General features: G+C 56.8%; 17 protein-coding genes and 4 tRNA genes. 2 read left to right on the top strand and 19 right to left on the bottom strand.

Annotation, left to right across the window (positions count from 1 at the left end; genetic code table 11):
* Nucleotides 1-10 precede the first annotated feature (10 nt).
* From ACW5XD_RS12290 to ruvA, 17 genes are all read right to left on the bottom strand, one after another.
* Nucleotides 11-86, bottom strand: a tRNA-Val gene (locus ACW5XD_RS12290).
* Between the two features lie 17 nt (nt 87-103).
* Nucleotides 104-179, bottom strand: a tRNA-Lys gene (locus ACW5XD_RS12285).
* 24 nt (nt 180-203) lie between these two features.
* Nucleotides 204-279, bottom strand: a tRNA-Val gene (locus ACW5XD_RS12280).
* A 30-nt stretch (nt 280-309) separates the two neighbouring features.
* Nucleotides 310-385: transfer RNA gene (locus ACW5XD_RS12275), tRNA-Lys, on the bottom strand.
* Nucleotides 386-559: 174 nt separating this feature from the next.
* Nucleotides 560-1,360, bottom strand: a complete 801-nt coding sequence (gene ybgF / locus ACW5XD_RS12270) for a tol-pal system protein YbgF (RefSeq protein WP_456495118.1) — start codon at nt 1,358-1,360, stop codon at nt 560-562.
* An 86-nt stretch (nt 1,361-1,446) separates the two neighbouring features.
* The gene (gene pal / locus ACW5XD_RS12265) at nt 1,447-1,971 is read right to left on the bottom strand and encodes a peptidoglycan-associated lipoprotein Pal (RefSeq protein ID WP_005304908.1); all 525 of its coding nucleotides are present in this window, start codon (nt 1,969-1,971) and stop codon (nt 1,447-1,449) included.
* Between the two features lie 49 nt (nt 1,972-2,020).
* Nucleotides 2,021-3,346: a Tol-Pal system beta propeller repeat protein TolB gene (tolB, locus tag ACW5XD_RS12260; RefSeq protein ID WP_456495117.1), complete on the bottom strand. Its 1,326-nt coding sequence runs from the start codon at nt 3,344-3,346 to the stop codon at nt 2,021-2,023.
* Nucleotides 3,347-3,441: 95 nt separating this feature from the next.
* Nucleotides 3,442-4,587 (bottom strand): cell envelope integrity protein TolA, encoded by a 1,146-nt coding sequence (gene tolA / locus ACW5XD_RS12255; protein WP_456495116.1) that lies wholly within the window; start codon nt 4,585-4,587, stop codon nt 3,442-3,444.
* Between the two features lie 5 nt (nt 4,588-4,592).
* A complete protein-coding gene (gene tolR / locus ACW5XD_RS12250) occupies nt 4,593-5,039 on the bottom strand; it encodes a protein TolR (RefSeq protein ID WP_456495115.1) in 447 nt (148 codons plus the stop codon).
* Entirely contained in the window at nt 5,039-5,728 is a 690-nt protein-coding gene (gene tolQ / locus ACW5XD_RS12245) for a protein TolQ (protein WP_042036136.1), read from the bottom strand. Before tolQ ends, tolR begins: the two co-directional genes overlap by 1 nt.
* Nucleotides 5,718-6,125, bottom strand: a complete 408-nt coding sequence (gene ybgC / locus ACW5XD_RS12240; protein WP_456495114.1) for a tol-pal system-associated acyl-CoA thioesterase — start codon at nt 6,123-6,125, stop codon at nt 5,718-5,720. Before ybgC ends, tolQ begins: the two co-directional genes overlap by 11 nt.
* 105 nt (nt 6,126-6,230) lie before the next feature.
* The gene (locus ACW5XD_RS12235; RefSeq protein ID WP_456495113.1) at nt 6,231-6,542 is read right to left on the bottom strand and encodes a cyd operon YbgE family protein; all 312 of its coding nucleotides are present in this window, start codon (nt 6,540-6,542) and stop codon (nt 6,231-6,233) included.
* Nucleotides 6,529-6,645, bottom strand: a complete 117-nt coding sequence (gene cydX, locus ACW5XD_RS12230) for a cytochrome bd-I oxidase subunit CydX (protein ID WP_005304933.1) — start codon at nt 6,643-6,645, stop codon at nt 6,529-6,531. The genes ACW5XD_RS12235 and cydX overlap by 14 nt, the downstream gene beginning before the upstream one ends.
* 14 nt (nt 6,646-6,659) lie before the next feature.
* A complete protein-coding gene (cydB, locus tag ACW5XD_RS12225; protein ID WP_456495112.1) occupies nt 6,660-7,796 on the bottom strand; it encodes a cytochrome d ubiquinol oxidase subunit II in 1,137 nt (378 codons plus the stop codon).
* 12 nt (nt 7,797-7,808) lie between these two features.
* Entirely contained in the window at nt 7,809-9,365 is a 1,557-nt protein-coding gene (gene cydA / locus ACW5XD_RS12220) for a cytochrome ubiquinol oxidase subunit I (RefSeq protein WP_456495111.1), read from the bottom strand.
* 935 nt (nt 9,366-10,300) lie between these two features.
* Nucleotides 10,301-11,311 carry a Holliday junction branch migration DNA helicase RuvB gene (ruvB, locus tag ACW5XD_RS12215; protein WP_456495110.1) on the bottom strand — a complete coding sequence of 337 codons (1,011 nt, stop codon included), beginning with the start codon at nt 11,309-11,311 and terminating at the stop codon, nt 10,301-10,303.
* Nucleotides 11,312-11,319: 8 nt separating this feature from the next.
* Nucleotides 11,320-11,934, bottom strand: a complete 615-nt coding sequence (gene ruvA / locus ACW5XD_RS12210) for a Holliday junction branch migration protein RuvA (protein WP_456495109.1) — start codon at nt 11,932-11,934, stop codon at nt 11,320-11,322.
* Between the two features lie 239 nt (nt 11,935-12,173).
* Here ruvA and ACW5XD_RS12205 point away from each other — a divergent pair, with 239 nt between their 5' ends.
* Together ACW5XD_RS12205 and ACW5XD_RS12200 are read left to right on the top strand one after the other, a co-directional pair.
* The gene (locus tag ACW5XD_RS12205; protein WP_456495108.1) at nt 12,174-14,183 is read left to right on the top strand and encodes a methyl-accepting chemotaxis protein; all 2,010 of its coding nucleotides are present in this window, start codon (nt 12,174-12,176) and stop codon (nt 14,181-14,183) included.
* 136 nt (nt 14,184-14,319) lie between these two features.
* Nucleotides 14,320-16,044: a proline--tRNA ligase gene (locus ACW5XD_RS12200; RefSeq protein WP_456495107.1), complete on the top strand. Its 1,725-nt coding sequence runs from the start codon at nt 14,320-14,322 to the stop codon at nt 16,042-16,044.
* A gap of 96 nt (nt 16,045-16,140) precedes the next feature.
* On the opposite strand, the gene ACW5XD_RS12195 is transcribed toward ACW5XD_RS12200, so the two are convergent.
* Both ACW5XD_RS12195 and ACW5XD_RS12190 read right to left on the bottom strand, forming a co-directional pair.
* Nucleotides 16,141-16,821 (bottom strand): SDR family oxidoreductase, encoded by a 681-nt coding sequence (locus ACW5XD_RS12195; RefSeq protein WP_456495106.1) that lies wholly within the window; start codon nt 16,819-16,821, stop codon nt 16,141-16,143.
* Between the two features lie 31 nt (nt 16,822-16,852).
* Nucleotides 16,853-17,482: a TIGR04219 family outer membrane beta-barrel protein gene (locus ACW5XD_RS12190; RefSeq protein ID WP_456495121.1), complete on the bottom strand. Its 630-nt coding sequence runs from the start codon at nt 17,480-17,482 to the stop codon at nt 16,853-16,855.
* Between the last annotated feature and the right edge of the window lie 90 nt (nt 17,483-17,572).

The following is a 17,572-nucleotide window of genomic DNA, read 5'->3' as shown; positions in this document are numbered from 1 at the left end:
ACTTACAAACTGGTGGTCGTTACTGGGATCGAACCAGTGACCCCCTCCTTGTAAGGGAGGTGCTCTCCCAGCTGAGCTAAACGACCTGGGATTCTTGAAATGATGGTGGGTCGTGCTGGATTCGAACCAGCGACCAATTGATTAAAAGTCAACTGCTCTACCGACTGAGCTAACGACCCATCTAAATCATTTTACTTACAAACTGGTGGTCGTTACTGGGATCGAACCAGTGACCCCCTCCTTGTAAGGGAGGTGCTCTCCCAGCTGAGCTAAACGACCTGGGAATTCTGTCTCCACCTGGTGGAGAAATGGTGGGTCGTGCTGGATTCGAACCAGCGACCAATTGATTAAAAGTCAACTGCTCTACCGACTGAGCTAACGACCCTCACCACGACCATAACCGACTGCAATACTGCACCGGCTCTGACGGCGGCCTATATTACGGATTTATCATCCTGGCGCAATAGAAAAATCTTAAATTAAATCTGATTGTTCACTGCGCATACAAAGCAGGACCATATTTACAAGACCGTTACGAAAACAGTGACATACGGCAATGCTACAACTTGCTCAGACTCTGCTTGGCCAATTGGGCCGGCGAGGTGTTGGGATAGCCCTTGATCACCTGCTCATAGAAGGTCTTGGCTTCCGCTTTCTTGCCATCAAGCTGTGCCAGCATGCCCAGCTTCAGCAGGGCATCGGCCCGCTTGGGAGACTTGCTGAACTTGTTCGCCACGGTAGAGAACTGGGCAGCAGCACCGGTTCTGTCACCCTTGTTGAACAGCAGTTGGCCGAGCCAGTAGTGGGCATTCGGCACATAGCCCGAACTTGGGTACTGTTTGATGAATCCTTCGAAGGCGGGGATGGCCTTGTCGTAGTTCTTGTCCTTCAGCACCATGTTCACGGCCGCATCATAGGCCTGATTTTCATCCAGATTGGCGGAGTAGTTGGCCGCAGCAGCAGGAGCTGCGCTCGCACCGGCCGCCGGTGTGGCGGGGGCAGCAGCAGGCTGGCTGTTGGCCACCTTGTCGAGCTCCTGGTAGAGCTGGCGCTGACGCTCTTGCGACTGAGCCATCTGGTAGGTTTGCTGTTCCAGCTGGCCGCGCAGTTCGGAGACCTCCCCTTGCAGGGAATCCACCTGTTGCTGCAACTCGGCTTGCAGGCGCAGACGGGCATTGAGGGTACGCTCCAGCAAGGCGACCCTGTCTTCCAGGCTGCCTGTGGGCATGATGGCGCCATTGTTGCCGCTAAGGGCCACGCCACCACCGCCACTGAGATCGCTCACGGGCGCAGCCGCCTGAGCGCTCAGTGCAAATAAAACGGCCATCACAATAGTCGCTTGCTTGTACACGAGCTTCATTCGGAATAAACCTTAGCGTTTAGTGCAAATAAAACGGCCATCGAAATGGCCGCTTGCTTATACACGAATTTCATTCGAGTCAAACCTTAGTAAACCAGAACCGCACGGCGGTTTTTGGCAAAGGCATCCTCGGTATGAGACATATCCAGCGGCTTCTCTTCGCCATAGCTGACGATAGAAAGCTGCTCAGCCTGCACACCCAGGGTTTGCAGATACTTGGCTACAGCCTTAGCGCGACGCTCGCCCAGTGCAATGTTGTATTCCGGAGTACCGCGCTCATCGGCGTGGCCTTCGATCAACACCTTGACGGACGGACGCTCACGCAGGTAGCTGGCGTGTGCATCCAGCAGATCAGCGTACTGACCCTGAATGTCATAACCATCAAACGGGAAGTAGATTACGTTGTCGCGCTGCAGTGCTTCGAACTTCTGACGCATCTGCTCTTCCGGGGACAACATGCCGTTTGCGCCACCGGTTTGTACACCGCCCATGCCGTCGGTCATGCCTGACTCGGCGCCTGCGGCGTCGGAATCAGAAGAGGAGCTACAAGCGGCCAGGGTGAACAGTGGCAGTGCGATGGCCAAACCCTTGAGCAGTTTATTGAGTTGCATGCTATTTCCTTAAACCTTTATAACAAAACAAAAAACAATCGAATTTTTATCAATTCAAGAAGGGCGACCAAGCTGGTGCACGAATTTCACCGCTACTGGTCGGAAGCACAGCCTTGAAGCGACCATCGGTCGATACCAACGCCAGGCTCTTGCGACCTTGATAGATGGTGGCATAAATGATCATGCTGCCATTGGGAGCCACACTTGGCGACTCATCCAGAGCACTCTGGGTAAGGACCAACAGGGCATTGTTTTCCATGTCCTGACGGGCAATACGGTATTGTCCCTGAACACGGGTTACCATCACCATGATTTTGCCATCAGGAGTAATGGATGCACCCTGGTTGGATTCACCTTCCCACGTCATCCGGTGAGTCATACCAGTCGCCAAATTTACGCTATAAATCTGGGGTTTGCCACCACGTTCAGAGGTGAACAACAAACTTTGCCCGTCCGGCATCCAGGAGGGTTCGGTGTCGATCACTCGGCTGGTGGTGACCCTGGTCAGCTGCTTGCTAGCGACATCAATCACATAGAGGTTCGGTGAGCCATCTTTGGAGAGAACGATAGCCAAGCGACGACCATCCGGAGACCATTCCGGCGCCCCGTTGATACCACGGAAACTGCTGATCAGACTGCGCTGCTGGGTGTAGATGTCCTGCACGTAGATTTCGGACTTCTGGTTCTCGAAGCTCACGTAGGCCAGCTTGCTGCCATCCGGCGACCAGGCCGGTGACATCAGCGGCTCGCGGGAGCGCAGCAGTGTCTTCTCGTTGTAACCGTCATAGTCGGCGATCCGCAGCTGGTACGGGAACTGGGTTCCCTGTTGCACGGAAACGTACGCCAGACGAGTCAGGAAGGCACCACGCTCGCCGGTCAGACGCTCATAGACGATGTCGGAGATACGGTGGGCAAACTGGCGCATCTGGGCACCCGGGATGGTCGCCATGCGGCTGTCCAGGATGTAGCCGTTGCTCTCGCCGCCCTGAGTCTTGGCCAGCTGGCCCTTCAGTACGTCGACCAGCTCGAAGTTGATCTTGTAAGTACCGTCACTGACGGCTGCAATGGAACCGACCACCACAGCTTCGACCCCTTGAGATGCCCAGGGAGCGAAGTTGATCTCGCCACTGCTGCTCGGTGTCTGTGGCATCTGGCCACGAGCCAGCGGTTTGAACTTGCCACTGCGCATCAGATCGTTGGAGACCACTTCCGCAATATCCTGCGGCAACTGACCATTGCCTTCCCACTTGAAGGGAGCAACAGCAATAGGCCGTGCACTGTCGATACCACCAGTGATGACGATGTCCAAGGCCGCCTGGGCACTCTGGCCCAGCAACAAGCAGCCAACCAAAGCAAAAAACACTTTTCTTATCATGGCTTAAATACTCGGTTCCAATAAAAATGAGAGATTAACTTCCTTTCTCGGCAAGATGCTGCCAACCACGCTAAACAATACCTCTTCCATCAGGTCTAGATGTTCGGCTCCAGCTTGAGATTGAACTCCTTCAACATCTCAAATGCCGCAGGATCTTTCGGCACCGGCAGTTGATTTGCCTTCAATACGGCCGCCTTGCCGGAACGACAGACTGCCGGGTCACCCTGACCGTTATCTACCGATATGACAAAACCAGAGCTCGCAAGACGTACGCCGATAGTACATGTTTTGCCCCGCATGGTGGGATCCAAAATCATATATCGCTCAACAGTTGCCTTGATGAGTGCAGCGTATTTATCGACCTCGCCTTTCGCTGCGGCAGACGCCGCCTGACTGCGAGCATTGGCCTCAGCCGCCAGCTGCTGCTGCATCATGTCTTCCATCTCTTTTTGCAGTTTGGCTTCCTCAGCTGCCTTGCGCTTGCGCTCTGCCGCTATCTTGGCCTGCTTGTCGGCCTCGGCCTTGGCTTTCTTCTCTGCGTCAGCTTTTGCCTGCTTGGCAGCCTCTTCCTTGGCCTCTTTGGCTTTCTTGTCTGCTTCAGCCTTGGCTTGTTTCTCAGCTTCTGCCTTGGCTTTCTTCTCGGCTTCGGCTTTGGCCTTCTTGTCAGCCTCTGCTTTCTTGGCCTTGGCTTCTGCCGCCTTGGCCTGCTTTTCCTCAGCCTCTTTCTTCTCTTGTTCCTTTTTCTTCTTCAGCGCCAGCGCCTTGCTCTCTGCTTCTGCAGCCTTGCGCTCGGCTTCCGCCGTCTTGGTTTTCTGCTCTTCCAGCTTGCGGGCTTCCTCGGCTTTCTGGGCCTTCTCCTCCGCCTGCTTCTGCTCGGCTACTTTCTTCTGCTTTTCAGCCTCTGCCTTGCGGGTGGCCTCTTCGGCCTCCTTGCGCTTGGTTTCGGCAATGCGCAACCGTTCCTGCTGCTGGGCCAGCTCACGCTTGGCGAGATCCGTGTCTTCCTTATCCTTCTCTTTCTCTACCTTCTGAGGCTTGGGCTGAGACTTTTGCTGCTGGATCTGCTTGGCCTGTTCATTGAGGAAATTTTCGTCGAGCATAACGGCATTGACGATCTCTCCCTTCGACTCGGGTCGCTTCGGTTTACTGAAGTCGAGCCCGACAAACAGGATGATGCCGATGATCAGGTGCAGCAGAAGCGACGCAATGAGATAACCGGAAATACCACGCTTCACATCCATCTCCGTTAGTTCACCGGATCTGTCATCAGACCAACCTGAGGCACACCCGCTTTCTTGAGGGCCACCATCAGCAGGATCACCTCTTCGTAGCGCACAGCCTTATCACCCGCGACCACCACAGGCGCATTCTGGTTGATGGCCAGGTAACCCATGGCCTTCTCGGTGATGTACTGCTGCATCGCCTCCGGCGTGCCGCTCGGCACTGGCTCATCATCGGCCTCACCGGCCTTGATGACGTACTCACCTTCGGTGTTGACGCTGACGATGAAGGGCGGTTTTGCATCTTCCGGCAACTGTTCGGACTCCGCCTGTGGCAGGTCAACCTTGACCCCTTGCGTGATCACCGGCGTCACCGCCATGAAGATGATAAGCAGCACCAGCATGACGTCGATATAGGGAACCACGTTGATCTCGCACACCTTCTTGCGCCGGATCCGCTGATAGGTTTGCATTACTGATCACCCTGCTGCTGTGCAATCTGACGGTTCAGTATGGTGGTGAACTCGTCCATGAAGTTGGCGTAGGCGTTCTCCAGCTTCTCTACCTTGTTGGTAAACCGGTTGTAGAAAATAACTGCGGGAATGGCCGCGAACAGGCCCATGGCGGTGGCGATCAGTGCCTCCGCGATACCCGGTGCCACCATCTGCAGGGTGGCCTGCTGCACCTGACCCAGGGCAATAAAGGCGTTCATGATGCCCCATACGGTACCAAACAGACCGATATAAGGACTGATGGAGCCGACAGTCGCCAACACTGGCAGGTTGGACTCCAGCTCGTCTACCGCACGGGAAAGAGATACCCGCATGGCACGATAAGTACCGTCCATCACCGCATCCTGGCCACGAGCACCGGCCTTGAGCAGGCGGGCATATTCCTTGAAGCCGGAATAGAAGATGTCTTCCATGCCTTCGATGTCGTCGCGGCGGGAAGAGGACTCTTGGTAGAGACGGTTGAGGTCGACCCCGGACCAGAATCGGTCCTCAAACTGCTCCGATGCGATGTTGGCCGCCTTGATGACCTTGGAGCGTTGGAAGATCAGCGCCCAAGAGACCACAGACATCCCCATCAGGGTCATCATGACCAGTTTTACCAACAGGCTGGCTTGCCAAAACAGGCCAATAAACGAAATTTCAGCGTGCACTTAACAGCACTCCCTTCACATTTTCAGGTATTGCAACAGGTTTCATATGCGGATGACTGACACAGGCTATCTGTACCATGGCCTGGGTGATCAGTCGTCCATCAGCCGCCAGTATCCGTTGTGAGAAGCGCATGGAGGCGCGTTTCACTTCAGTCACTTGCGTTAACACGGTCAAAAGTTCATTAAAACGGGCCGCCGAGCGGAAATCGATCTCTGTTCGACTCACCACAAACGCGTGTCCGTCACGCAGCAGGGCATCTTGTTCGATGCCACCAGCGCGCAGAAACTCGGTGCGAGCACGTTCCATAAACTTGAGATAATTGGCGTTGTAGACGATGCCCCCGGCGTCCGTGTCTTCGTAGTAGACACGCACCGGAAACTCAGAGACTTCCCCCATAACAATCTGTGATCCATTCGACAGTCAGATGGGGGGCTATCATAGCGCAGGGCTGAATAGGAAAGAAGCAGGGGGAGGCAGGGAAATCCTGCCTCCCCCCGTTTTTTATGAAAGGAAATAGCCTTGAGTCAACCAGAGCCCATATAACAAGCTGGGCCAGGCGAGCCAAGGGCAAAACAGTACGCGACCGAGGAGGCTGCGGGGATGAAATCCCAGCCCGTGCATCACGCCGCAGCAGACCGCCCACATCAGCCAGGGAGCGAGCCAGAGGCCGTGCTCACTGGTGTTGGCGGCCACCAGATTGGGGGCCTGCAAAATAGCGACGGCCAACAGGGCCGCCGCTACCAATATCAACCCCTGCCAGGGTTGGCGCACCAGAGGAGCGGCCAACCGGGCGAGTCGATCACTTGTTCTCATCGATCTGGCGATCCATGTTCTCGGTGTGCTCCAGCCAGAGCGCATTGATGATGCCAAATGCGCAAGCCAGCAACAGACCCAGGATCCAGGTGAAATACCACATATCAGGGCACCTTCTTAGTAGAGCGATTGTTGGTTGTCTTCGATGTGCTTGCTGGTCACCCGGCCGAACATCTTGATGTAAGTCCACAGGGTATAACCCAGCACAATCGGTACGAAGATGGCAGCCGCCACCGTCATCACCTTGAGGGTGTTGAAGGAGGCAGTGGCATCCCACATGGTCAGGCTCAGTGACGGCTCAAGACTGGAAGGCATCACGAACGGGAACATGGAGAAGCCCGCAGTCAGGATCACGCCGGCAACCGCCAGAGAGGAGCTGGTAAACGCCAGCCAGCCCTTGTTCAGTTTGGCGAACAGCGCGGTCAGCAGGCTCATGGCCAGACCCAATACCGGCGCGGCTACCATCCAGGGATAGAGGCTGTAGTTGTTCATCCAGGCTCCGGCCTGACGTACCACTTCCTTGTTCATCGGATTGGAAACGGCATCGGTCGCGGCCGCCTTGACCACCACATAGCCTTCCATGCCACTGACCCAGAATCCGGCCAGACCGAACAGTACCAGGGTCAGCAGCGAGCAGATCATGGCGGCAGTGCGGGAGCGGGCCAGCACTTCACCGTCGGTCTTCATCATCAGCCAAGTCGCCCCTTGAGTGACCAGCATGAACAGGCTCACCAGGCCGGCCAGCAGGCCGAACGGATTGAGCAGACCGAAGAAGTTGCCGTGATAGGTCAGCATCATGAACTGGTTGAAGTCGAACGGTACGCCCTGCAGCAGGTTGCCGAATGCCACGCCAAACACAATGGGCGGCACAGCACTGCCGATGAACAGCGCCCAGTCCCAGTTGCTGCGCCACTTGGCGTCTTCACGCAGGGAACGGTACTTGAAGCCGACCGGGCGGAAGAACAACGCCATCAGCGTCAGGATCATGGCGATGTAGAAGCCGGAGAAGGCCGCCGCATAGACCATTGGCCAGGCGGCAAACAGGGCGCCACCGGCAGTCACCAGCCATACCTGATTGCCTTCCCAGTGCGGTCCCATGGTGTTGAGCATCACCCGACGCTCGACATCCTTCTTGCCGACGAAGGGGAGCAGTGCGCCCACCCCCATATCGAAGCCGTCGGTGATGGCGAAACCGATCAGCAAGACACCGACCAGCACCCACCAGACCAGACGCAACATTTCGTAATCAAACATGGGTTACTCTCCTTATGCCTTGCTCTGTTCGAAGTGGTACTTGCCCGTCTTCAGGCTGCTTGGGCCCAGACGCGCATACTTGAACATCAGGTACATCTCGATGATCAGCAGTACGGTATAGAACAGACAGATCCCGATCAGGGAGAACCAGATCTCGGACGCCGGCACGTTGGATGCGGAGACGGAGGTCGGCAGCACTTCGGCTATGGTCCAGGGCTGACGGCCATATTCCGCAACGAACCAGCCACACTCGATGGCGATCCAGGGCAGCGGGATACCGTACAGCAGCGCCTTGAGCAGCCACTTGCGCTCACCGATCTTGTGACGGGTACTGTCATAGAAGGCCAGGCCGATCAGGACCAGCATCAGCATGCCGCAGGCAACCATGATGCGGAAGGCGAAGAACAGTGGTGCAACCTGCGGGATGGAGTCATCCACAGCAGCCTTGATCTGTTCATCGGTCGCGTCGGTCACATTATTGGTGTAACGCTTGAGCAGCAGACCGTAGCCCAGATCCTGCTTCACTTCATCGAAGCGGGCACGGGTATCGTCGGACTTGTCGCCGGATTGCAGCTTGGTCAGCAGATCGTAGGCGGTCATGCCGTTACGCACGCGCAGCTCGTGCTCGCTCTTCAGATCCTTGAGGCCGGTGACCTGACCATCGAGGGAACGGGTGGCAATGATGCCAAGCGCATAGGGGATCTTGATGGCGTAATCGGTACGCATCTCTTCCTGATTCGGAATGCCGAACAGGGTAAAGGAGGCAGGTGCCGGCTCGGTGTTCCACTCGGCTTCGATGGCCGCCAGCTTCACCTTCTGCACTTCACCCGTCTCGTAGCCGGACTCGTCACCGAGGATCAGCACGGAGAGGATGGAGGCCATACCGAAGGCCGCTGCGATGGCGAAGGAGCGACGGGCGAAGGCCACATCACGATTCTTCAGCAGGTAATAGGAGGAAATGCCCAGCACGAACATGGCGCCCGTGGTATAGCCGGCCGCGACTGTGTGGACAAATTTGACCTGGGCAACCGGGTTGAACACCAGTTCGGCGAAGCTCACCATCTCCATCCGCATGGACTCGAAGTTGAACTCTGCACCGACCGGGTTCTGCATCCAGCCGTTGGCCACCAGGATCCAGAGGGCGGAGAGGTTGGTTCCCAACGCCATCAACCAGGTTGCAGCGAGGTGCTGGCGTTTGGTCAGACGATCCCAGCCAAAGAAGAACATGCCGACGAAGGTGGATTCCAGGAAGAAGGCCATCAAGCCTTCGATGGCCAACGGGGCCCCGAAGATATCGCCAACATAGTGGGAGTAATAGGCCCAGTTGGTACCGAACTGAAACTCCATGGTCAGCCCTGTGGTAACCCCGAGGGCGAAGTTAATACCGAACAACTTGCCCCAGAACTTAGTCATGTCCCGGTAGATAGTGTTGTTGGTCATCACATAGACAGATTCCATGATCGCCAGAATGAAGGCCATTCCGAGCGTCAGGGGCACAAACAGGAAGTGATAAAGGGCCGTCGCAGCGAATTGGAACCGCGATAGGTCTACCACATGCTCAGCAATCATGATGTTTCCTCACCGATTATTGGCACGGCTATTTTAAGTTTTAAGGACAAAGCTTCCGTTGGAAGTCCCCGAATTCTCGGTCATGTTACAACTTGCACTAGCGACCGGATTCGACTGCTACCAGCATTAACAACAAGGCAATACTCTGGAACAAAAAAAGCTAATGTTTAACATTTTCAAAACAATCCAGCCCGCTTTATTCCAACCTATAATGACCTGTGTTTTATATCACCTTTATTTGATTGAAATCAATGTAAAACCATCATGGATACATGCCTTTTAAAGGCATTTTTATATGTATATTCCATTTTATTTTTAGAACTGCATCACAAAAACAATGAAAAGATAAACCACTGATTTAAAACAACTTAAGCGTTAAGTTAAATAAGTGAAGGTTCTGTTTAAAAAAAACTGACAATGTGATTTTCATAATGTTTTCCTGACTTGGTCTATCATCCAATAAACCCGATTAAAAACCAGTAAAAACGCATGTTCATGCTAATTCCACAAGCCCGCCAAATGATTAGTTAATCTAATCTGACATAGGTAATTTTTCTTGTTTGTCCACATCAGGCAGAGCTCCTACAATGCGCCTCGCAGTGAGGGCATACCCTTGGATACAGGCCGGTCAATCTGGGTTCCCGGTACGTATTCGATGAACATTTCGAACCTGTCTATGGGAATTTAAGATGAAAAAGTTTGTTGCTAAAACCATCCGTTACTACAAGCTTTCCTTCGTTCAGCTCTACCAAATGAACCGACTCTGAGGCCTCGCGACGGCTCCTCTGTTTTTTCCGGTCTGTGTCCAGACGCACTCACTGTCTGTGAACATCCATCCTGAATTGTCTTTGCCCACTGCATCCGCCGTGGGCTTTTTTTTGTCCGGATAACAAAAAACCGCCCTTGGTGGCGGTTTTTTGTTCAAACAGCTGTTTTCACCTTTCATCTGGCCGTTGCAAGCCAAAATGCGCATATGCTCTCGGTGTCGCCATCCGCCCTCTGGGTGTACGTTGCAGATAGCCCTGCTGGATCAGATAGGGTTCCAGCACATCCTCGATAGTGTCTTTCTCTTCACCTATGGCGGCCGCCAGGTTATCAAGACCCACAGGGCCCCCCAGAAACTTGTCTATCACAGCCAACAATAGCTTGCGGTCCATGAAGTCGAAACCTTCATTGTCCACGTCCAGCATGTCCATGGCTCGGGCCGCTATGGGTCCGTCTATCCGGCCATCAGACTTGACCTGGGCAAAGTCGCGCACGCGGCGCAACAAACGGTTGGCAATCCGCGGTGTACCGCGGGAACGACGGGCCAATTCCAGGGCGCCGTCATTGGTCATCTCCAGCCCCAGGCAACGGGCGCTGCGGGAGACGATGTCGGTCAAATCCTTGACGTTGTAGAACTCCAGCCGCTGCACTATGCCGAAACGATCCCGCAGCGGGCTGGTCAGGGAGCCGGCCCGGGTAGTGGCGCCGATCAGGGTAAAGGGAGGCAAGTCGAGCTTGATGGAGCGGGCGGCGGGGCCCTCCCCTATCATGATGTCGAGCTGGTAATCCTCCATCGCCGGATAGAGCACCTCCTCCACCACTGGGCTCAAGCGGTGGATTTCGTCGATAAACAGAACATCATTGGGTTCGAGGTTGGTGAGCAGCGCCGCCAGATCGCCGGCCTTTTCCAGCACAGGACCCGAGGTGGTCTTGATGTTGACCCCCATCTCGTTGGCCACTATGTTCGCGAGCGTGGTCTTGCCCAGACCCGGCGGGCCGAAGATCAGCAAGTGATCGAGTGCCTCACCGCGCTGACGCGCTGCCTCGATGAAGATCTCCATCTGCTCGCAGACGGGATCCTGACCGGTGTAATCGGCCAGCATCTTTGGCCGTATGGCCCGATCGATGATCTCATCCTCACGCACGCCGGTGGCGGAAATGAGACGGTCCGCTTCAATCATTGCCTACCTCACACCAGACTACGCAGGGATTCACGGATGATATCTTCCACCGACATCCCATCTATGGCTATCTTGCTGACGATCTGGCTGGCCTGCTGCGGCTTGTAGCCCAGAGCCACCAGCGCGCTGGCCGCCTCTTCGCTAGCATCGGGCGCCCGCAACTGGCTCTCCTTGGCCGGCAGGGTGATCTCGGCCGGCGAGAAGAGATCGTGACTGACCCAGCCCTTGAGCCTGTCCTTCATCTCCACCACCAGCCGCTCGGCGGTCTTCTTGCCCACCCCCGGCAATTTGACCAGGGAGCTTATCTCTTCGCGCTCGACACTCAGCACAAATTGAGTGGCCGTCATGCCGGAGAGGATGGCCAGTGCCAGCTTGGGGCCGACGCCGTTGGTCTTGATCAGCTCGCGAAACAGCGCCCGCTCCTGCTTGTGGTTGAAGCCATACAGCAGCTGGGCATCCTCACGCACCACGAAGTGGATGTGAATGGTCGCTTCCTTGCCGATCTCGGGCAGATCATAGAAGCAGCTCATGGGCATCTGTACCTCATAGCCCACGCCCCCGACTTCCAGCAGCACCTCGGGGGGTTGTTTCTCAATGACTACGCCTCTCAAGCGACCGATCACGGCTCTCTCCTCACCAAACCATCTCTCTGTAAATTGGCTCATAGCATAAAGAATAACTGGATAAGTATCCAGCATAGGGCGGCGATGGATGACAGAGGATTCTCGGCATTCTGGCGCTTTCGGAGCCATGCTTGGATCGGATCTGGGCAGTAACATTATTTTCCACCGGGAATGGCGAATGTTTGCCATTGAGAGAACACTGAACTGGGTTTGTTCGGAACCAAGGAAGGTCCTGCATCATGAAAATTGTCACTACATCGAATCTGGGGCTGACTATCCTGCTCGGCTGCACACTGGGCATGGGGGCGATCGGCTGGTATGGCAGCCAGCGTCTGGCTGACCTGCTCTCCTATGTATTGGGAGCGGCTTGGCAGACCGCCGATGGCGCCATGGAGGGATCCATTGAGCTTGGCAACCAGTCGCTCTATATCCAGAAGATGCTCAGGGGCATGCCGCTCGACAATTCGGAATTACAGCGTGCCAGACTGGCTACCGCCGATGCCATGCACCGGGTGGGTGAAGGCAAGCTCATCGATGAGACAGCGATAAGCACAATGAATCAGCAACATCAGGCATATCAACAACAGCAGGACAAGCTGTTGATGCTCTACAACACCTTCACCCGCATCGATCAGGCACTGCGCGCCAGCTCGGAACGCATGTCTCGCCTCTCAACCCAGTTGGAGGTGGTCGGTGATGGCGCGGTCGAGAGCCTCACCCAGTCACCGGATCAAGCCATCAGCTGGAACGGCGGCCTGGCTACCCGGTGGCATGCCGCCGATGGCGGCATGGAGGCCAACATCGGTTTCCTGCGCCAGCTCTATGCTCTGGAAAAGATGCAGAGCGAAGGCCCCACCCCCGCCATTCAGGCCGAGATCAAGGAAGCGACCCGCTTTTACCGGGAGGCAGTCGACGCCATGCTGGGCAGCGGGTTGTTTGATGTCCCCGGCGAAGGGGAGTTTGCCGGCCAGCCGCTGACGACCCAATACCGAACGCTGCAAACGGAAGTTCAGAACCAGATGACCCAATGGATTACGGCCCTGAGCGATTATCAGAATCAGCTGGCTAGTTATGAAAGCAGTGCCGATCAGCTCAAACAAAAGCTTGTCGAAGTCGAAGCCAAGGGAGATGCCACAGTCGAAGATCAGGTTAATCAGCTCAACACTATCATCAGCCATACCAAGGATCTGATCCTGGGCGGCCTGGTGCTAAGTCTGCTGATAGTTGCCTTCTGCGGGTTCTGGCTGGTTCGCGCCATCGTCAGGCCCCTGCTGCAGGTGAATCAACGCATGCAGGACATAGCCGCCGGTGACGGCGATCTCAACGCACGGATCAATCTCAAGCGGGATGATGAGATAGGCTCGCTAGCGGGCAACGTGGACCGCTTCATCGAGAAGTTGCAGAAGATGATCAGCTCCACCATGGACAACAATCAGCACATCAGCGATCACGTCCACACCTCGGTCAACCGGGTCGAGGCCATCAGCCAGAGCAGCCGCCAGACCGCCGAGCATGCCCAGGCGCTGCACCACGACAGCGAGCAGATGGTGCAGGTCGCCACCTCCATCTCTGATAATTGCAGCCTGGCGGCGCAAAACGCCAACGAGGTACGTCAGTTGACCACGGAGAGCAGCCAGTACGTGGCGTCGGCCAGCGCGGGCATGCAACGGGTGGTGGTGGAAGTGGGCGAGTGTGCCAACGCCATCAACTCTCTCAAGGAGCAGGCGAGCCAGATTGGTCAGATCATTTCCACCATCAGCAGCATCTCGGAGCAGACCAACCTGCTGGCACTCAACGCCGCCATTGAGGCAGCCCGGGCTGGCGAGATGGGCCGGGGTTTTGCCGTGGTGGCTGACGAGGTACGCACCCTGGCCAACCGTACCGCCTCCTCCAGTGCCGAGATCACCGAGGTGATCAACAGCATTCAGCAGCAGACCGAGAAGGCCTACCTGATGATGCAGCGCAACCTGAAAACCGTGGAGTCAGGCATGCAGGATTCTGACAACACCAAGCAGATCCTGTTCAAGGTGGAAGAAGCCATCGACCATCTGGCCGACATGGTGCAGCAGGTGGCGGATGCCACAGGCCAGCTCTCCCACACCCTGAGCCACACCTCGGACAAGGTCTCCGGTATCAGTCTGCAGGCTCAGACTGGTGAGCAGGAGGCGCAGGAGTGCCTGCAGCTGGCCTCCTCTCTGCATCAGGCCAGCCTGCTGCAACAACGACTGCTGTCGCAATTTCGGGTCTGACACGGGCGGGGGCCAGGCCCCCGCTTTCTCCCGCTGCGCTAAATTTAGCCCTTGGGCCGCAGGGCCCTCCCTGTTAAAATTCCGCTCTTGAATTTATCCAGGGCCCCGCGGCCCGTCTTATCTAAGGTCACGAGCGATGCGTACCAGCCAATATCTGCTTTCCACTCTCAAGGAAACCCCGTCCGACGCCGAAGTTGTCAGCCATCAGCTGATGCTGCGCGCTGGCATGATCCGCAAACTGGCCTCCGGCATGTATGCCTGGCTGCCGTCCGGCCTGCGGGTACTGAAAAAGATCGAGAACATTGTTCGCGAAGAGATGAACAATGCTGGTGCCATCGAAGTCTCCATGCCGGTGGTGCAACCCGCAGAGCTGTGGCAGGAGTCCGGCCGCTGGGATGATTACGGTCCCGAGCTGTGCCGCCTGACCGACCGTCACAACCGTCCCTTCGTGCTGGGCCCGACCCACGAAGAGGTGATCACCTCGCTGGTGCGTTACGAAGTGAACAGCTACAAGCAGCTGCCGCTCAACCTCTACCAGATCCAGACCAAGTTCCGCGATGAAGTACGCCCTCGTTTCGGTGTGATGCGTGGTCGCGAGTTCCTGATGAAGGACGCCTACTCCTTCCACATCGACAAGGCCTCGCTGATCGAGACCTACGAGCGGATGCACGCCGCCTACTGCGCCGCCTTCACCCGCATGGGGCTGAACTTCCGTCCGGTGCAAGCCGATACCGGCTCCATCGGCGGTACCGGCTCCCACGAATTCCAGGTGCTGGCCGAGAGCGGTGAAGACCTGATCGCCTTCTCCGACAGCTCCGACTACGCCGCCAACATAGAGATGGCCGAAGCGCTGGCACCGGCTGACGAGCGCCCTGCCGCGACCAAAGCCCTGACCAAGGTGGCCACCCCGGCTGTGCACACCATAGATGAAGTCGCCGCCTTCCTGAACGTGGTCCCGACCGCCATCGCCAAGACCCTGCTGGTACTGGCCGAAGCGGACGAGCACGGCAAGCAGGCCGTCATCGCGTTGGTGCTGCGTGGCGACCACGAGCTGAACGAGATCAAGGCCGAGAAGCTGCCGGGTGTTGCCAACCCGCTGACCTTCGCCAACGACGAGCAGATCAAGGCTGCCGCCGGTTGCGACGCAGGCTCCATCGGCCCGGTCGGCTTTGCCGGTCGCATCATCGCCGATCGCAGCGCCGCCCATCTGGCGGACTTCGTCTGCGGCGCCAACGAGACCGGTTTCCACCTGACCGGTGCCAACTGGGATCGCGACATCGCCTCCTATGACGTTGCCGACCTGCGCAACGTAGTGGAAGGCGACCCGAGCCCGTGTGGCCAGGGCAAGCTGCTGCTCAAGCGAGGCATCGAAGTGGGCCATATCTTCCAGCTGGGTACCAAGTACTCCGAAGCCATGAAGGCGAGCGTGCTGAACGAAGGCGGCAAGTCCGTCACCATGGAGATGGGTTGCTACGGTATCGGTGTGTCCCGTCTGGTGGCCGCTGCCATCGAGCAGAACAACGACCAGTACGGCATCATCTGGCCGGAAGCCATCGCCCCGTTCGAAGTGGCCATAGTGCCGATGAACATGCATAAGTCCGAGCGCGTGGCCGAGCAGGCACAGCAGTTCTACACCGAGCTGAAAGCCGCCGGTGTGGATGTGCTGTTCGATGACCGTAAAGAGCGCCCGGGCGTGATGTTCGCCGACATGGAGCTGCTGGGTGTGCCGCACGCCATCGTCATCGGCGATCGCGGTCTGGACAACGGTGTGGTGGAGTACAAGTGCCGCCGCTCCGGCGAGAAGCAGGAAGTGGCGATCAGCGAGATCGTTGCCCTGCTCAAGGCCAAGCTGGGCCGTTAATTACGCCCCCTTAGCCACCATAAAAAAGCGCGCCATCTGGCGCGCTTTTTGTTTCTGCTTTCTCTGACGACAGAAAGTGGATGGCAGGGCTCTGCCTCAGGGATTGCGGCCGATAAAGAGGTCGGTCACGTGGCAGCTGCTTCTGGCCTCCAGCGCATCCAGCATGTAGGCCGCCGCATCTTCCGGGGTCATGAAGCCGCTCGGATCCACGTGCTCCGAGTTGTCCCAGAATTCACTGCGGATCCCGCTCGGGTAGAGGTTGACCAGCCGCAGCGGCGAGCCTTTCAGCTCGGCCCGCAGTGACTCGAGAAAACCGCGCATACCCCATTTGGAGGCGCAGTAGAGGCTCTCGTTGGCCTTGCCTACCTGAGCGGCGGAGGAGAGCACGTTGGCCAGCACCCCGCCCCTCTCGCCGATGAGACGCACCGTCTGTTGAGCCACCAGGATGGTGGAGATGAGATTGCTCTCTACCACCCGGCGGATCTGTTCGGCAGTGTAGACACCAACCGGGCCAAACTCGCCTACCCCGGCGCAGTGGATCACCATATCGGGCAGGCCACCCCACTCCACTGCAGCGGCAAACGCTACGTCAACTTCCTCGTGATGCGCCAGATCGGCGGCGATGCCGATCACGGCACTGCCGAGCAGCCGCTCCTGTTCCTGCAGCCGCTGATAACGACGCCCCATCATGGAGACCCGATGACCGCGTTCAACCAGTCCTATCGTCAGGGCGCGACCCAGCCCGGATCCCGCCCCTGTCACTATGATGTGGCCCATTATCGCTCCTCGTCGTCAGCTGACAGCCAGATTAGAAAGTGAATTCGCCACCGATGAACCAGCCGTCAACTCGCTGATCTACGCGGTCAAAGTCCATGCTCGCATCACGCCAGCCGGCACGTACCTTGAGGGGGACGGCAGCGAACTTGTAGGAGCCACCCAGACGGTAGTCATAGTTGTCGGCATCCTGCACGCGGGCATCGCCAAAGGCGGCAAAGCCGGTACCCGGGATGCGCACTTCGGCACCGGTGTAAGCCATCAGCACATCCTTGTCATAGGAGTAGTGCTGAGTATTGAAATCGCCATCGTAACGACGACCGGTCAGACCCAGATCGATCTGGAACAGGTCGTTATTGAACAGGCGATAGTAGAGGCTCAGGTCATAGGCCATCAGATCATTGTTGAAAGCGCCGCCGCTGCTACCAAAATCGGAGATTTCGAACTTGGCGTTGGGCAGCAGTATGATGCCGTGCTCCAGCTGCAAGTAGCCGCTCCAGTTATAGTTCTCGTCATAACTGCCGTTGGCGCCAATACCGTCGATCTGGCCGCTGCCTTGCGCGTTCCATACGTCGGCACCCGCCGCAAAACGCCAGTCATCAGCAGCCATGGCAGCCTGGCTGAACAGGGCCAGCACACAACCGGCAATCAAGGTCTTCTTCATCATGTCACTCTCTTATGGACTGGAAAGGCCATCATTTTACCCAGTGCGACGGGAATACACAGTGTAAAAAACTGAACAAGCGTCCATTAA

It is taken from the genome of Aeromonas enterica (assembly GCF_054052465.1).
This window is presented reverse-complemented; position numbering and strand designations above follow the sequence as displayed.

What these genes read in the sequence shown, in the direction of transcription:
- ybgF (WP_456495118.1), bottom strand. Translation starts at nt 1,360, where the DNA reads ATGAAGCTCGTGTACAAGCAAGCGACTATTGTGATGGCCGTTTTATTT.
- pal (WP_005304908.1), bottom strand. Translation starts at nt 1,971, where the DNA reads ATGCAACTCAATAAACTGCTCAAGGGTTTGGCCATCGCACTGCCACTG.
- tolB (WP_456495117.1), bottom strand. Translation starts at nt 3,346, where the DNA reads ATGATAAGAAAAGTGTTTTTTGCTTTGGTTGGCTGCTTGTTGCTGGGC.
- tolA (WP_456495116.1), bottom strand. Translation starts at nt 4,587, where the DNA reads ATGGATGTGAAGCGTGGTATTTCCGGTTATCTCATTGCGTCGCTTCTG.
- tolR (WP_456495115.1), bottom strand. Translation starts at nt 5,039, where the DNA reads ATGCAAACCTATCAGCGGATCCGGCGCAAGAAGGTGTGCGAGATCAAC.
- ybgC (WP_456495114.1), bottom strand. Translation starts at nt 6,125, where the DNA reads ATGGGGGAAGTCTCTGAGTTTCCGGTGCGTGTCTACTACGAAGACACG.
- ACW5XD_RS12235 (WP_456495113.1), bottom strand. Translation starts at nt 6,542, where the DNA reads ATGAGAACAAGTGATCGACTCGCCCGGTTGGCCGCTCCTCTGGTGCGC.
- cydX (WP_005304933.1), bottom strand. Translation starts at nt 6,645, where the DNA reads ATGTGGTATTTCACCTGGATCCTGGGTCTGTTGCTGGCTTGCGCATTT.
- cydB (WP_456495112.1), bottom strand. Translation starts at nt 7,796, where the DNA reads ATGTTTGATTACGAAATGTTGCGTCTGGTCTGGTGGGTGCTGGTCGGT.
- cydA (WP_456495111.1), bottom strand. Translation starts at nt 9,365, where the DNA reads ATGATTGCTGAGCATGTGGTAGACCTATCGCGGTTCCAATTCGCTGCG.
- ruvB (WP_456495110.1), bottom strand. Translation starts at nt 11,311, where the DNA reads ATGATTGAAGCGGACCGTCTCATTTCCGCCACCGGCGTGCGTGAGGAT.
- ACW5XD_RS12205 (WP_456495108.1), top strand. Translation starts at nt 12,174, where the DNA reads ATGAAAATTGTCACTACATCGAATCTGGGGCTGACTATCCTGCTCGGC.
- ACW5XD_RS12200 (WP_456495107.1), top strand. Translation starts at nt 14,320, where the DNA reads ATGCGTACCAGCCAATATCTGCTTTCCACTCTCAAGGAAACCCCGTCC.
- ACW5XD_RS12195 (WP_456495106.1), bottom strand. Translation starts at nt 16,821, where the DNA reads ATGGGCCACATCATAGTGACAGGGGCGGGATCCGGGCTGGGTCGCGCC.
- ACW5XD_RS12190 (WP_456495121.1), bottom strand. Translation starts at nt 17,482, where the DNA reads ATGAAGAAGACCTTGATTGCCGGTTGTGTGCTGGCCCTGTTCAGCCAG.